Source organism: Paenibacillus contaminans (assembly GCF_003285015.1).
In the GTDB taxonomy this organism is placed as follows: domain Bacteria; phylum Bacillota; class Bacilli; order Paenibacillales; family NBRC-103111; genus Paenibacillus_V; species Paenibacillus_V contaminans.
Map to the genome: position 1 here is coordinate 193,557 of NZ_QMFB01000002.1, position 14,964 is coordinate 208,520.

At 52.1% G+C, this 14,964-nt stretch carries 9 protein-coding genes; 2 read left to right on the forward strand and 7 right to left on the reverse strand.

Annotated elements, in window-relative coordinates:
* Window positions 1–220 precede the first annotated feature (220 nt).
* Window positions 221–751, forward strand: coding sequence for a GbsR/MarR family transcriptional regulator (locus DQG23_RS05155; protein WP_420330210.1), 531 nt, complete (start codon window positions 221–223; stop codon window positions 749–751).
* A 185-nt stretch (window positions 752–936) separates the two neighbouring features.
* Here DQG23_RS05155 and DQG23_RS05160 read toward each other — a convergent pair whose 3' ends face one another.
* The 4 genes from DQG23_RS05160 to DQG23_RS05175 form a co-directional block, all read right to left on the reverse strand.
* The gene (locus DQG23_RS05160; protein WP_113029745.1) at window positions 937–1,830 is read right to left on the reverse strand and encodes a carbohydrate ABC transporter permease; all 894 of its coding nucleotides are present in this window, start codon (window positions 1,828–1,830) and stop codon (window positions 937–939) included.
* Between the two features lie 24 nt (window positions 1,831–1,854).
* Window positions 1,855–2,799 carry an ABC transporter permease gene (locus tag DQG23_RS05165; RefSeq protein ID WP_113030016.1) on the reverse strand — a complete coding sequence of 315 codons (945 nt, stop codon included), beginning with the start codon at window positions 2,797–2,799 and terminating at the stop codon, window positions 1,855–1,857.
* Between the two features lie 29 nt (window positions 2,800–2,828).
* A complete protein-coding gene (locus tag DQG23_RS05170; RefSeq protein ID WP_113029746.1) occupies window positions 2,829–5,129 on the reverse strand; it encodes an AraC family transcriptional regulator in 2,301 nt (766 codons plus the stop codon).
* 90 nt (window positions 5,130–5,219) lie between these two features.
* Window positions 5,220–6,845 carry an extracellular solute-binding protein gene (locus DQG23_RS05175; RefSeq protein WP_158560310.1) on the reverse strand — a complete coding sequence of 542 codons (1,626 nt, stop codon included), beginning with the start codon at window positions 6,843–6,845 and terminating at the stop codon, window positions 5,220–5,222.
* Window positions 6,846–7,127: 282 nt separating this feature from the next.
* On the opposite strand from DQG23_RS05175, the gene DQG23_RS05180 reads away from it, so the two are divergent.
* On the forward strand, window positions 7,128–9,200 hold the full coding sequence (locus DQG23_RS05180; protein WP_113029748.1) for a hypothetical protein: 2,073 nt from the start codon (window positions 7,128–7,130) through the stop codon (window positions 9,198–9,200).
* A gap of 177 nt (window positions 9,201–9,377) precedes the next feature.
* Here the strand turns inward: DQG23_RS05180 and DQG23_RS05185 are convergent, their stop codons facing one another.
* From DQG23_RS05185 to DQG23_RS05195, 3 genes are all read right to left on the reverse strand, one after another.
* On the reverse strand, window positions 9,378–9,779 hold the full coding sequence (locus tag DQG23_RS05185) for a cytidine deaminase (RefSeq protein WP_113029749.1): 402 nt from the start codon (window positions 9,777–9,779) through the stop codon (window positions 9,378–9,380).
* A 424-nt stretch (window positions 9,780–10,203) separates the two neighbouring features.
* A complete protein-coding gene (locus DQG23_RS05190) occupies window positions 10,204–13,296 on the reverse strand; it encodes an AAA family ATPase (protein WP_113029750.1) in 3,093 nt (1,030 codons plus the stop codon).
* On the reverse strand, window positions 13,293–14,459 hold the full coding sequence (locus tag DQG23_RS05195) for an exonuclease SbcCD subunit D (RefSeq protein WP_113029751.1): 1,167 nt from the start codon (window positions 14,457–14,459) through the stop codon (window positions 13,293–13,295). Before DQG23_RS05195 ends, DQG23_RS05190 begins: the two co-directional genes overlap by 4 nt.
* Window positions 14,460–14,964 lie beyond the last annotated feature (505 nt).

The following is a 14,964-nucleotide window of genomic DNA, read 5'->3' on the forward strand; positions in this document are numbered from 1 at the left end:
CTTTTGTGTCAAATGACTGTTAACTGGAGTTTAAGATTATGTTAAAGCCTCATTCATTTTTGCTCTCACCTGCATGGCGATTTTTTTGCTATAATAGAAGAATCCGTTCAAAAAAAAATGAATTTAATACTAAGAGTCCTATATACGGTTATGGGGAGCGAACAGTCCGGTGTCTCAAAGCGAGGAAAGTACGGAACGACGGCTGCACATCAGAAAAAAAATGATCGAAGCCATAGCGGAAACGATGGATTTATACGGAGCCACTTATTCGTCAGGCCAGTTGTACGGCATCATGTTTTTTGAGAACCGACCGATGACGCTCGACGAGATGAAAACGCAGATGAATATGAGCAAAAGCAACATGAGCTACGCTGTAAGAGCGCTCGTAGAATCCCGGATGGTCAACAAACTGAACGAAAAACAGGATCGAAAAGAACTGTACGCCGCAGAGACCGATTTTTTTCGTGCGTTTCAGCATTTCTTTTCGCATAAGCTTCAGCATGAAGTCGATGTTATGACGGAGGCCATTGCTCAAGCGCTTCCCGAGTTAACTGAGATCATTCTTGAGGAGCATATTACCGACGAGGAAAGGAAGCTTGCGCTTCAGGATCTGCACAAGTTTAGACATGCGAAGAAGTATTACGAGTGGCTGCAGCAGTTTGTTGACACGTTGCGGAGCGGAGCGTTTTTCAATGAAGCCCCCGCCAAAGCGGACTCGGCTAGCAACGAAAAAGAGACGCATAACGAGTAAGGCTTTATCTCGTTATGCGTCTCTTTTTTTGTTAAACGTCTCAGAACGTATACGCGGATGTGGCTCGACTCTTGATAAACGCCATGACGTCAAAGACGCCGCCGGCATTTGTCCGCTACCAGACAGCAATGAAATCAATGCAAAGCGATGCTTTTAACCGTCCTATGATAGTCTTACATAAGCGATTACCCTTTGATGGCCCCAATCATCATCCCTTTAACGAAGTACCTTTGCAAAAACGGATAAACCATAATGATCGGCAAACTGGACACAATGATGATGCCAAACTTCATCAAATCTGCAATCTGCTGCTTTTCAGCCGCCAAATAAACGTCATCCAGCCCCATAATCTCGCCGGAAATCTGATTTTGAATCAAAATCTGGCGTAATACCAATTGCAGCGGATAGGTCGATTGTTCGCTCATATAAATCAAAGCACTGAAATAAGAGTTCCAATGATCTACGCCGTAAAAGATCGCCAGTACGGCAATAATCGGCATCGATAGCGGAACGACGATCCGGAGCAAATATTTTATATCGCTGCAGCCGTCGATCATCGCGGACTCCCGAAGTTCGTCCGGAATGCTCGTTTCAAAGAACGTGCGCGTAATGATAATTTGAAACATGCTGACCGCATTCGGAATGACCAGCGCCCAGATGGAGTCGAGCATGCCCAAGTTTTTCACAAGCAAATAAGTCGGAATAAGCCCGCCGCCAAAAAACATCGTAAACACGAAAAGAACGGACACGAATCTCCTTATCATAAAATGCTTGCGAGACAGTGCATAAGCCGCCGTGATCGTCATAAACAAATTGATCGTAACCCCGACAGCCGTGTACAATATCGTATTGCCGTAGCCGCGCCATATGGCCTCGCTGGCAAAAATCCGTTCGTAGCCTTTTAGTGAAAACCCCTTCGGCCATAACCATACGAGACCTTGGTTGACCGCTTCCGGACTGCTGAACGATGCGCTGACGATGAAGATGAGCGGATACATCACAACGATGGCAATGCCGATGAGACCGGCGTAATTGAACACATCGAACCATTTATCGTGGAGCGATTGTCGTTTGAACATGATGGCAGCCCCCCGTCCTTTTTCCTACCATAAGCTGGACCCGCTCGTGCGCTTGGCGATCGTATTCACAGAAATCAGAAGGATGAAATTAATGACCGAATTGAACACGCCGATAGCCGCTCCGTAGCTGTAGTTGTTTTGCAGTAAGCCGATTTTGTAGACATAAGTGGAAATAACCTCAGACGTGCTTAAATTAAGCGGATTTTGCATGAGAAATACTTTCTCGAACCCGACGGACATAATACTCCCGACGTTCAGGATAAGCAGAATGACTGCCGTCGGCACGATAGCGGGCAAATCGATGTGAATGATTTTTTTCAGCTTCGAGGCGCCGTCCATATAAGCCGCTTCATATAAATGAGGATCGACGGCAGACAAAGCGGCCAAATAAATGATCGACCCCCAGCCCATACCTTGCCACACGCCTGACAATACGTATACGGTCTTAAACAGCCCTGCGCTCCCCATGAAATAGACCGGGCTTCCGCCCAATGAAACGATAATCTGGTTAAAAACTCCTGTTGATGGAGAAAACAGGATAAACATCATACCGACCATCACGACCATCGAAATAAAATGCGGCGCATACGTCAAGGTTTGCACGAACGCTTTAAATTTCTTATGTCGCACCTCGTTGAGCATTAAAGCCAACAGAATCGGAATCGGAAACGAGACGACAAGCCCGTATAAACTAATCCCCAGCGTATTCTTGATCACGTTCCAAAATTGATAGGAATCGAAAAACTGCTTGATGTGCTCGAACCCTACCCACTCGCTTCCCCAAATCCCCATAGAAGGCACGAAATCTTTAAACGCAATCTGTATGCCGTACATAGGTATATAATGGAAAATAACATAATAAATCAGCGCCGGTGCTATCAACATATATAATTGGTAATGCTCTCGCATGTTGCGCCATAATTTGTGCATCCACAACAAGGGAGGAGCGGTAAATTCCGTTTTAGCCATTTTCAAGTGAATCCCCTCCTGCTCGGCGGTCATGATTCATGCCTGATTATTCTCCTTAATTTTCTGTAGTTGCTAGGAGAAGTGCCGAATAGTTTCTTGAATTTTTTATTAAAGCTGGCAATATCAAAATACCCCGCATCATGAATGACATCCTTGATCAGCTTGTCGCTATGCGCCAACTGCTCGCAGACTTCCTTCATCCGCAGCTCCGTCAAATAATCCATCATCGTCAGTCCGGTTTTATCCCGGAAATACCTGCTCAAATAGGACGAGGACATCCCGATCGCTTCCGCCATGTCGCTAAAATTGAAATTTTGGTCTCGGAATTTGGAATCGATATGCGCCTTGATTTCTTCCAGCAAGTCCCTGTCCGCATTTCCGATCGTCCTGCTCGTGTACTGGCAAATGTTGATGCCGATTTCGTAAACATTCGCTTTCAATTGCTCCACGGTCTCGAACTGGGCGAGCTTGGTTAAATCGGGTATTCCCCCGGGCAAATGCTCCCATCTGATATTCAAATCGCGCACGACTTTCATCAAGGTGTTTATGATCTCGAAGCAATAATAACGCGCCATATAGAGCGGGATATTTTGCCGGCTCAATGTTTCGGTAATTTCCGTTAGGATAGCTTCCATTTGCTGAACATTTCCGGATTCGATGCTGACGCTCATCATCTGGAGTTTCTCGTAAGGCTGCCAGTTCGACGGCGTCGATTCGGCGATATCCGCATAGTGAATCATTCGCCCGCCTCCCCGCAGCAGCCGGTAGTCCAATGCCGAGGAAGCTTCGACCATCGATTTGGAAATATCATGCCAGCTGTCATATACGTTCCCAACGCCGGCGCTCAGTTTCAACCCCGATTGCGCTTCCATATACGACTTGATCTCCGCTATGCCCGATTCAATGAACGACTTGTGGCTCGTGTCCGAAACGATATTCAAAATATAGACCACTTTGCGGTCGTCAAGGCCCTCAACGCGGTAGATGTCGAGTTTTCCGGGCCGGTTCCATTTTATCTCGGGATCCGGCACTTCCATCAGCGCTTTTTTGGAGGGATCGGCAGCGATAATGACGACGAGAAAATAAGGAAGCGTGAAATGCAAATCGCTTTCCTTAAGAAGAAATCTCCATTCATGTTCATCCGCGATATGCCCCCGCAGCAGCATGAGGAGCAGATGGCTTCGAACGTACTGCTTATGCTGCCCGATCCGGTCCACAAGCTCTTGATTGGATTGGGCGACATTTAGAATCGCATGGCGAATAAACGAAACGTCGTCTTTGTAACCGTAAGAGGGCGAAGCCTCATTGCTCTCCAAAATATTCCTTAATTTGCGGATAGGCACATAGTTTAACAGCAGAAACGAGATGGCAGCCAAAATTCCGGCCACCATAACGATCGCAATGCCCTCATAGACCGAGCGTTTGATACTAAGCACTTCTTGCAGATACTTGTCCTTCGGCACGAGGGTAAGATAGGACCAATCGTTGAAACCGGAATGGACAATATTGGCGATATACGCCTTGTTGTCATATACCAAGTTGGCCGTATTGCCCGCATGATCCGGCTGCATAACGGACAAATTTCGGATGGAAGCCAGATCGTCTCCGTCGATCTCCCTCGATGAAGCAATCAATTCTCCCTGTTGATTCAGAATAACAGTCGTGCCGCCGTAATCGGCCAGTATATCGAAGATCATCGCCTTTATTTCCGACTCGGCGACAAAAAACAGCGCGGTACCGTAAACATAATTTTTGTCCGGAGGAAGCGGATAGGCGATCAGGATAAAATTTTTGGCGGCATTCGTGCCGTTCATCGTTCCATTGATCATCACGTTCGGCGCGGGAGTCACCCAACGGCCTGCGGGAGATTGAAGCGCCTCCGCAAGCTGATTCTGAACCGAACGCGAAAATGTAAACGCCTGGTTCAGAAATTCATCCCTCGAGTAGTTGCCGGCAGACGAGAAAATGACAGGGTCTTTGGACATGCTTAGAAATAATTGATAAATAAACCCGTCGCTATTGGCGTATTTCTTCAGTTCCAGGTAAGCCTGATATTGGCTGTAGCTGGATTGGGATACCTGATAGGGCGTCAATTGCGGGTTTAACGAAAGCTCCACCGCGATTCTGTCCAAATTCGCCAGCTTCTTATCCAGCGTATTGCGGACCTGAGTAAGCATCTGCATATTGGACGTTACAATTTGCCGTTCCATTTCCACCACGATATTTTTAAAGATCAAATAAGACATAACCGCCAGCGGCAAAATGAGCAGGAGCAAGTAAGATAAAAGATATTTGAAGAAGGTTTTGTTTCTGATCAACAGCTCCTTCAATCCGCTTACCCCCCGATTCTTCCGTCTGATCGATGATTATATTCCGCGCTACAGCACCAGAAAACAGCCGTAGCGCGGGTAAGGCAACTCTTATTGGCTTTGGTAACGATCGTACACTTTCTGGTACACGTTCACGATTTCATCAATTTGCATTTTCTTCAACGTATCCATAAATTTATCCCATTGGTCGAAGGAAGTGTCACCCATAATAAATTTGACTTCCATCTGCGTCACATAATTGGCGATATCGGTCTGAATCGAAGCCACTTTCTTCTGCTCGTCTTCCGTCATGTACGTATTCGGGAACGCCATCTTCGCGTAAGGCATGTTATGTTTCGTCGCCGACGAAAGAACCTTCTTGTCATAATCACCCAGCTTGGTTGCATCCAGTAGGCTGCTCGAATAGTAATAAGGCATCGAGCCCCCGGCGGACGGCGTCATGGACAGGCGGAACTGCACCGAAGTCATCCCTTGCGGTATGGGCGCTTGCTCCCAGGTGCCGTCCGCGTTGTCGACATATCCGGTTCCTTTAGGACCGTATTCCGCCATTTTGGTCCCTTCCGGCGAGAAGAAATAATCGGCCCAACGAATTAGCGCTTCCGGCGATTTGGCCGCTTTCGTTATCGCGAATTGCCCGCGGCCTAGCGGGGAATTCAAGTAGGTCGCCCGCTTGCCGTTGTACTCCATCGGGGCGAAAGCGACGTATTGGTTTTCCAATTTGGCCCCCGCCGTAATGATGCTCCAGTGGAAATACGCACCTAATTGCTCGTTGGCCCCTTTGGCATTTTGCTGCTCCGAGGTCAAGCTGAACATTTCGGGATCGAGCAGTTTTTCCGCGTGCAGCTTGTTCAGATATTGCAGGGCTTCCTTGTACCGGGGGTCCATCGCCGTTGGTATAATTTTACCGTCGTCCCCGACGACAATATTTTTATAGTTCAACAACCCGAATACGTTGGCAATAAACAAATTCAGGTCATCTTTCGTAAAGGAGAAGGGAATTTCGTCGGGCTTGCCGTTTCCGTTCGGATCGCCTTCCTTGAACGCTTTCAGCACCTTGTACAGCTCATCTTTGTTTTGCGGCACTTGCAGATGAAGTTTATCCAGCCATGTTTGATTGATCCACATCAGCACCGTTTCCGCGCTCGAAAATTCGTTGATGTGGGGCAAGGCGTAAATATGCCCTTCCGGAGTCACCAACTGCTTGCGGTATTCGGGATGCGCTTCGAACAGTTTCTTTAAATTGGGCGCGTATTTGTCGATCAAGCCTTCCAGGGGGATCAAGGTCCCGTTGCTTCCGTTCGCCATCACCTCCTGGTCATTCAGACCCGCTGTGAACGCATCCGGAAGGTTGTTGGACGCAAAAATAAGCGATTTCTTCTCTGCCGCATTCTCCGATGGGATGGACGTCCAGTCGATATGAATGTTGGTCATTTTTTCGTATTCTTTATAGACCGGCATTTGGTCCAGCGGAGGGTTTCCTGCGCCTTGCAACCCTACCATCTTGACGTTGATTTTGTTGTTCACGATTGGAAAACCGCTTGGATTCAGATTGGAATCGGTTACATTAGGACTCGCTGAAGAAGGCTTTGCTGTCCCCGTATTCGTGGGGGCGGCGTCTTTCCCCTCATTTTTGGAGTTGGAGACGCAACCCGTTATCGCTGCCAACCCCACTGCCGTTGCGACCAACCCCGTGTACCATCTAGCTTTACTGCTCATCTTGCACATTCCTCCCCTAAATTTGATTGCATCGAGTGACTTCTTCATGATAAGGAGAGCTGTCGGCATCTGTAAACGCATTCATTTTTGCGCACTTTGCTTTTTTTGACATGCGCCGGATGTCCCATTAGCGGCTTCGGCAGATAGTTACACAATAAACGGACACGGGATAGACGTCAAGAAAAGCCAACTGCCATAAATAATGAGCATTTACTTCCCGACGGTGCCTCGGTACGATGGGGACGTTAGCAAGTTTCCACTATCCAGAAAGGAAGCGAAAAAATGGACGTCACACAGACGGGCTTCGAGTTTGACCCGATTGTCCCCTTCTTGTTTATCGAGGAGGAAAAGGAGAACATGCTGGCGGCGCTGCGTAAATTGCGGCATGAAACCGGAATCAGAAGAGCGCTGCTTGTGTTTCCGGTATGGAATGGAGAGACTAAGGGGCCAAAGGCTTATCAGGCATACGAAAAATTTGGCGACCTACTGCTTGAAGTCAAACAACAACTGGCAAACGACGGCATGGAGATTGGCTGGTGGTGCGCGCCTACGTTAACGCTGGGACCGGACGCAGACCGAATGGAAGCGAATTCCCCCCGCCTCCAGCATATCGTCGGCCTGGACGGAACCGTTTCCCATTCGGGTTGCTGCCCGATCGATCCGAACTACCAGCACTTATTCAGCTCCTACGTCCGGACAATCGCAGAGCGGGCTCGTCCTGCGATCATCTTGTTCGAGGACGATTACCGGCTGAGCCACAATTACGGGGTCGCATACGGCTGCTTCTGCCCGCGGCATCTGGATCGCTTCTCGGCTAAGATTGGGAGACTAGCCTCACGAGAGGAACTCGCGGCGCTGTTCGCCGCTGGCGGCGAACAGGCTGTGGAATACCGCAGGCTATGGGCCGAGCTGATGCGGGATTCCCTGGTCGAACTGGCGGCCCGCTTGCGTTCGACGGTTAACGAAGTCGCTCCCGATACGCGCATGGCGCTCTGCCAGCCCGGCATGTCCGATTTCGACGGCGACATGACCGGTCCTGTCGCCCGTGCTTTCGCCGGAACGACGAAGCCGCTCGTACGCCTCTGGGGAACGTCGTACCGATTCGACCATGCGGACACCTTACCGGAAATTACGTTCCACATGCTTTACTCGAAGCTTGCCTTGCCCGACGATTTCGAAATCATCCACGAGTCGGATTCTTACCCCCATTCGCGCTTCTTCTTCTCCGCGACTAAGCTGCGGGCATTGATTGCACTGTCGATGTTTTACGGATTCGACGGCTCTTTGTCGTATATTACCCAATATACGGACGGTCCGCTTGAGGAGAAGGGGTACACGGCCATGATGAAGGACAGCCGCGATTTCTTCACTTCCTTGCGGCGTTCCGTCGAGGGGTTCCGCCTGGCCGGCCCGCGGGTGCTTTATCGGCCGCTTGCGCATGTGCATGGGCACATCAAGCATGGCCGAGCCAGCTATCGCACGACGCCCGCTTGGGCGCAGGTACTGGGGAAATTCGGCATTCCTTGCGCGCCGTATACTTCTTCCGACGCTGCGGGCTCCCTTCCCATGCTCGTAAACGGCGAAAACGTACTGGAGCTTTCGCCGGACGAAATTACGTCCATGTTGAGCGGGAGCGTGTTCCTGGACGGACTTGCGGCTTACCATTTATGCCGGATGGGGTACGGGGAGCTGATCGGTGCCGAAGTAACCGAGCTGGGCCCCGATGAGCTGCGGCATATCGGCCACGAGCGGATTACGCCGGCGAATGTATGGCGCGAAAATACGGAAGGCACGCGCATGTATTTTTCAGATCAAGCCGGCGACAGGGAAGATTCGGGCGCCTACAGGCTGAAGCCGCTAGCCGATGCGGTGGTTCTGTCGCAGTTTGTGAGCGAAAACCGGGAAGTCGTTTCGCCTTCGGTTGTGTCGTACACCAATCGGCTGCAGGGGCGCATCGCCGTCTTGGCCTTCAATTTGCAGGCCAATCGCAACGAGTCCGTTCTGAACTACAAACGAAAGGAGCAGTTCAGAGGCATCCTCGAGTGGCTGGGACGCCAATCTCTGCCGATCTATGCGGTACAACCAAGCCTGTTCGTCTCGGCGCTGGAGCATCCCGACAACGGAAAACGTATGGCTGTCCTATTTAACTTGAGTCTCGACGAAGCCGCAGGCATCCAGCTTGTGACCGATCGAGCCTGGTATTCGCAGAACATCGAGTTCCTTGACGATCACGGCGTGTGGCTAGAGGTTGGCAACGCTGTCTGGAAGGAAGACGATGATGGGCACTATCGCTTGACGATCCCCAAGTCATGCTCCACGTTAAGGCCTTTGGTGATCCGGTTCTCCAAAGGTTGATACTAATGGCTGCAGCAATCTTTGCGCATCCGGACGGTGCTGCAATTTTTTAAGGGCGATTTACGTATTCGCAATCACGTCAACCTGCCCGTTAAGGTTAGAGAAGGCTGCCGATCTGCCGGCAGCCTTTGATGATGTTTATTAAGCAAACGTACCCGGTAGAGCAAACGAAGTTACTTATTTTTTGTAGGCTTTGTACCAGTGATACGGTTGAATTTCTGACAAGGTTTTAAAACAAAGGCTGTTGTCGGGCGTATATATTGCCGCTTTTACATTTGATCCCCAGTAAAACAATCTTTCTTGACAAACACCACATGGTGTTAATATTTTAAATTCGGCATTTTCTTTATCTCTAACAACGCAAAGAGAATGTGTTATTTTTGTATTTAATTTATGTGCTTCCAGAATCGCACCTGTCTCAATACATAGCTCCGTAGAAGCGTTTATTACCTCTGGAGCAACGCTTGTCAAAATTTGACCGTTTTCAGTACATATTGCTGCTGCACCGCCCCATCCAGTAGGGTACCTACTTTTAATTAAGTCGATAGCTGTTTGATATAACCTCTGCTCAGTATTCATTTGTCCCCCCATAACTTTATGTAATCAGTCATGTGTCTTAATTATTTGTTATCTCTTCAATCGAAGATAACAGCCAGTTACTTCAACAAATACCGGCATCTAAGACCTTCTTATCTATTACCGAATTAAAAAGGCTTAGTATAGTCGGTATCATCTGGTATTAAAACAAATTACCTGTGATGCAGCGAAATATTATGATAATCACCCATTAGATACCCCTAAATTATACCAAATATAATTTTCTTACAGTAGAAAGTTTTGTTGAAGTTAAACGATGCTGCCTGTTAGCTTAATGCTCTTGTAGTCATATTAATCAAAATAGCCGCGCCCCCTCGAAAGAAGGAGCGCGGCGTTTAAAGCTTACGAACCAGCTACTAACTTTATTGTACAGTTACCAACTTTAATGTCTGCCAACACTAGCCGGCTATTTTAACAAAATGCTCGTCCGGCTGTATCCTTCCTTCGTTTTCCGCACCTCAAGAACGGCCGGAAATGCCTGCTTCAGCTCCTGCACATGTGAAATAACGCCGATCATCCGGCCGGATCGCTGCAGATCGATCAGCGCCCCGATCGCTTTGCCGAGCGCGTCCTCGTCCAGCGAGCCGAACCCTTCGTCGATAAACATCATCTCGATCGAAACGCCGCCCTGATGCGCTTGAATAACGTCGGTCATGCCCAGCGCGAGACTGAGCGAGGCATTGAATTTTTCCCCTCCGGACAGCGTTTTGACGTCGCGGTTTTGTCCGGTATACGCGTCGTAAACATCGAGGCCGAGCCCGCTTTGCTTTCCGCGCAATTCGAGCCGCTCGCTGCGCTGAAGAACGAATTGGCCGTTCGACAAATCGCGGAGCCGTTCGTTGGCTGCGTGCAAAATTTGTTCCAGAAACTCGATCAAAATATAGCGCTCGAACGATATTTTAAGCGCATTGTCGCCCTTCAGCATATGATATACATCGAGCATTTGCTCAAGCCCGGCCTCCCGCTCCTTGACCTGCTCGTGAGCGGCAGCGACGGCAGTCTGCAGCCGCTCCGCTTCCTGCATGAGGCGAACCGCCTGCCGCTGTTCCTCTGCGGCTTCCTCGAGCTGCTGCCGGATGAGCGTCAGCTCCCCGTCCAGCATCGCCAAATCGGCAGGCGTCTTTCCGGCAAGCTCGAGCTCCAGCCCGGCGATCTGCTGCAGCAGGGCGGCAAAAGCCGTTTTGAACGCTTCGAGCTCGGCTCTTTCTTTCTGTCGCGACGTCTCTTCCATCTTCGCTTCCCGGTAATCGCGCGCTTCATGGAAGCCCGCCTTAGCCAACTCCCGGTCAAATCGCTCGTTCTCCTGCCGCAAAAGCTCTTCGGCCTCCTCGAGCTGTTTCCCGGTTTGCGTCGCATGCGCCTTTTCTTCTGCGAGCTTGGTCTGCATGCGCTGCAGTTGTTCCTGCGCCTGCTTCCAAGCCGCGTTCAGACGCTCGACAAGCGACCGCTGCTCGTTCAAGCGGCGCGCCAAAAGCTCCGGTGAGCGCAAATCTTCGGCGATCCGCTCCAGCTCCTTGGCAAGCAGCTCCTGCTTTGCGTGACGCTTCACGGTCAGCTCCTGCAGCTTCCCGGATAGCTGATCCTTCTCCAGCATCAGCTTTTCCGCATGCCGCTCCGCCTCCTCCGCTTCCAGCTTAAGCTTCTGCAGCGTGCCGCGGTCCTTCTCGAGCTGATCCGCTTGCTCCTTCAGCCGCTTCCACTCCGCGCGCAGCTGCGTCTGCCGCTCCGATAATCCTTCGGACGGAACGCCATAGTCGGCCAAATCGGCGGCTTTCCCTTCCATTCCGGACCGGGCCGCAGCCGCTTGAATTTTCGCCTCGTTCAGCTCCCGCTCATAATGCCGCAGCTCTTCCTTGACCTGCTGCAGCTTTTCACGCGAAGGCAAAGCCTCCGTTACCTCCGCCCTATGCGGATGCTCCGTCCCTCCGCAAACGGGACACGGCTTGCCGTCATGCAGATGAGCCGCAAGTAGACCGGCTTGCCCTTCAATCCAGCTCGTCTCCAGACGCTCGTGCTCGGCTTGCACGCCGAGCAGCGCCTTCTCCCGCGCTTCTTCCTGCTTCGCCAAGCCGCCAAGCTGCGCCTCCAGCTCCAACAGCTCCTTGATCAGCTTGCCTTGGCGCTCGATGTGGAGGAGCGCTTCCTTCTTCTCCGGCAGCTCGGCTGTTCCGGCCTCCAGCACCTTGATCCGCTCGCCGCGGGCCTGCTTGGCCTCTCGCTCGGCGACCAGCTTCGCCTCCGCAACCTTCAGCTGCGCTGCGCCGGTAGCTTCCTCGGCCTGCAGCCTCTCGAGCTCCTGCCGCTGCGCGCCCATCGTCCGCACGATCGGCTCAAGCTCCTCGAGCCGCCGCAGCTCGCGCTCCGCTTCACCGCGCTCCGCCTCGCGGGCTGCCTCTTCGCCGTGACGGCGCTCCGCGTCCGCAAATGCCAGCTCCGCCGCTTCGGCTTCGCGCCGCTTCGCGTCGTGCTGCTGCCGCTTCAGCGCCTCGGCTTGGGCGGCCTTGCCCGCCTGCTCCTCGTACGGCGCAAGCCGCGCAGCCCGCTCCGCGAGCTCCAACCGGCGCTCCCGCTCGGCCGTTACGGCTTGCTGCCGCTCCATCTCGCTTCGCTGCTCCTGCCGCCGGCCAAGCTCCGCAAAGCGGGCATGGAGTGCGGCCGCATCGCGAAGCTGCGCCTCCTTCTCGTCGCGCCTGACGGCCAAGCCGGCTTTCCGCGCCTCTCCAGCGCCTGCAAGCTCGCGATAATGGCCGGCTTCCTGCGCCAAACCTTCCGCCATCTGCAGCGCATTATACGACTCCTGCTGCAGCGTGCGGCGCAGCGAGCTCTCCTCCCGCTCGGGCAAAGCCGATTGGGCCTGCTTCATATAAACGTCGAGCTCGAATTGAGCGGATTTCAGCGTATCTTTAAGCTCGCGGCTTTTTTGCTGAAACCTGTCTTCCAGTTTCCGATACAATTCCGTTCGGAAAATACGCCGCAAAATTTCCTCTTTATTATCCGTATCCGATGTCAGCAGCTTCCGGAACTCGCCTTGCGGAAGCATGACGATTTGGCTGAACTGCTCTTTGGTCAGCCCGATCAAACGCTCGATCTTCGCGTTCACGTCGGATACCATAAACCGGTCGACGCTCGGCACATCCTGTCCGTCAATCGTCTCGTACAGCTCCGCTTTCCCGCCGGTTTCGCTCTTGTTCGTTCCTTTTCTGTGCGCCATCTGGCGAAGCGCGCGAAACGTCCGCCGGCCGACGGCGAACGTAAATTCCACCGACGTATGCGTATCGTCATCGGCAAATTGGCTGCGGAGCATCCTCGGCTCGGCACGATCCTCTCCGCTTGCGAAGCCGTATAAGGCGAAGCAAATCGCATCGAAGATCGACGTTTTTCCCGCTCCCGTATTGCCCGAAATGACGAACAACCGGCGGTCCTCCAGCTGACTGAAATCGATCGTTTCTTCGTCCCGGTACGGGCCGAACGCAATCATCTTAAGCTTCAGAGGTCTCATACGGCACCTCCTTCCTCACGCAGCACATCCGCATATGTATCGGCAAACAGCCGTTTCTTCGTTTCATCGAGCGGGATCCCCTTCACTTCCTGATAAAAAGCGGCAAACAACGCGACCGGCTCCGTCCGGCTGCGGCTTCCCTTGTCCTCTGCGGCGTCCGGGCTTTCCCCCGCAGCCGACTTCGCCGTTCTCCGCTCGACGTGAAGCGCATTCGGATAAACGGCACGCACCTTTTCCATCGGGAACAAAACCGGATTTTCATTGAGCAGCGTGACAAACACGTAATCTTCGCAAACGGGATGCGTTTCGATCTCCTCGATCGTCCCTTCGATCCGGCGCATGTCCCTGAGAGGCTGAAAGCTGCGTTTCTCGAGGCGCACATCCCCGTCGCCATCTATGTCAACGATATAAAAGCCTTTGTCGTGGCTTACTTCGGAAGCCGAATATTTAAGCGGCGACCCGGCGTAGCGGATATTGTCCTGGAGCACGTAATGGGCCTGATGCAGATGCCCTAGCGCCGTATAGCGGAATTTTCGGAAATAGTCGGCGCGAACATATTCCGCTCCGCCTATCGACAGCGGCCGCTCCGCATCGCTCGTATTCTCCTGCGGCTCTCCCGCCGGCGTCACGAACGCATGCCCGACGAACACGTGGCGCGCCTCAGGATCCATCTCCGCTTCAATACGCGAAACGATAAAACGCATCGCATCGTCGTGCGAACGGATCGTTTCGTCGCCGAGCGCGTATCTTACCTGGGCGGGATCCGCATAAGGCACAAGATGAAAATGCACGTCGCCGAAGGTATCCCGCAGCACGACCGGCTTCAGCTCCGGCCTCAGCTGTCCGGCGAGGTGCAGCCCCCGTCCCTCCATAATTTTCGTTCCGAAATCAAGCCGGTCCGGGCTGTCATGATTACCGGATATCGCCAAAACCGGCGTATTCAAATCGATGACGATCCGCTCGAACAGCTCGTCCAGCAGATCGACCGCCTCCGTCGGCGGCACCGCCCGGTCGTACAAATCTCCTGCGATGACGACGGCATCCGGCCGCTCCTCCGCAACGGCTTCAATCAATTGCTGCAGTACATATCGCTGATCCTCCGTCATATAGACGCCCTGCACCAGCTTTCCTAAATGCCAATCGGCGGTATGGATGAACTTCATTGCAACCTTTTTCCCCTTCCGTAAAGCAATTCCTTGCTAGGGCGTGTCTGAAAACCCACTCTGGGGCATCTTTCACCGCCTTTTCGCCCCCTGCTTCGTTCCGTTTGCTTGACGTACCCCCGGTACGCCTTCACAAACGCGCCTTGCATGGAACGAAAATTCGGCAAAATCTGTCTCCTCGGAGTTTCCAGACACGCCCTTATTAATTCGTGCTCAAGACGCGCAAGTCCTGCCTTCGGAGCCGGATTGGCCATACCTGATTTTTCTATTATAGGAATAAATATTAAAACTTGTCTTCGGTGAAAACGAATGGCGGTAAGCTCGCTAATCATTCCTATGGTTCACTGCTATCGCGGTATACGCCGCTTCCTGCGGCTGCGCTTTTATCGAATCAGCGAGTAAAACAGTTTCTGCCGCCCCTTCCTACCATTACGAAAAACGCCATGTAGGCGGCAAATAACATGCCGGAAACCCGCTCCGGACGGCAACTTCGCAAAATAGGCAC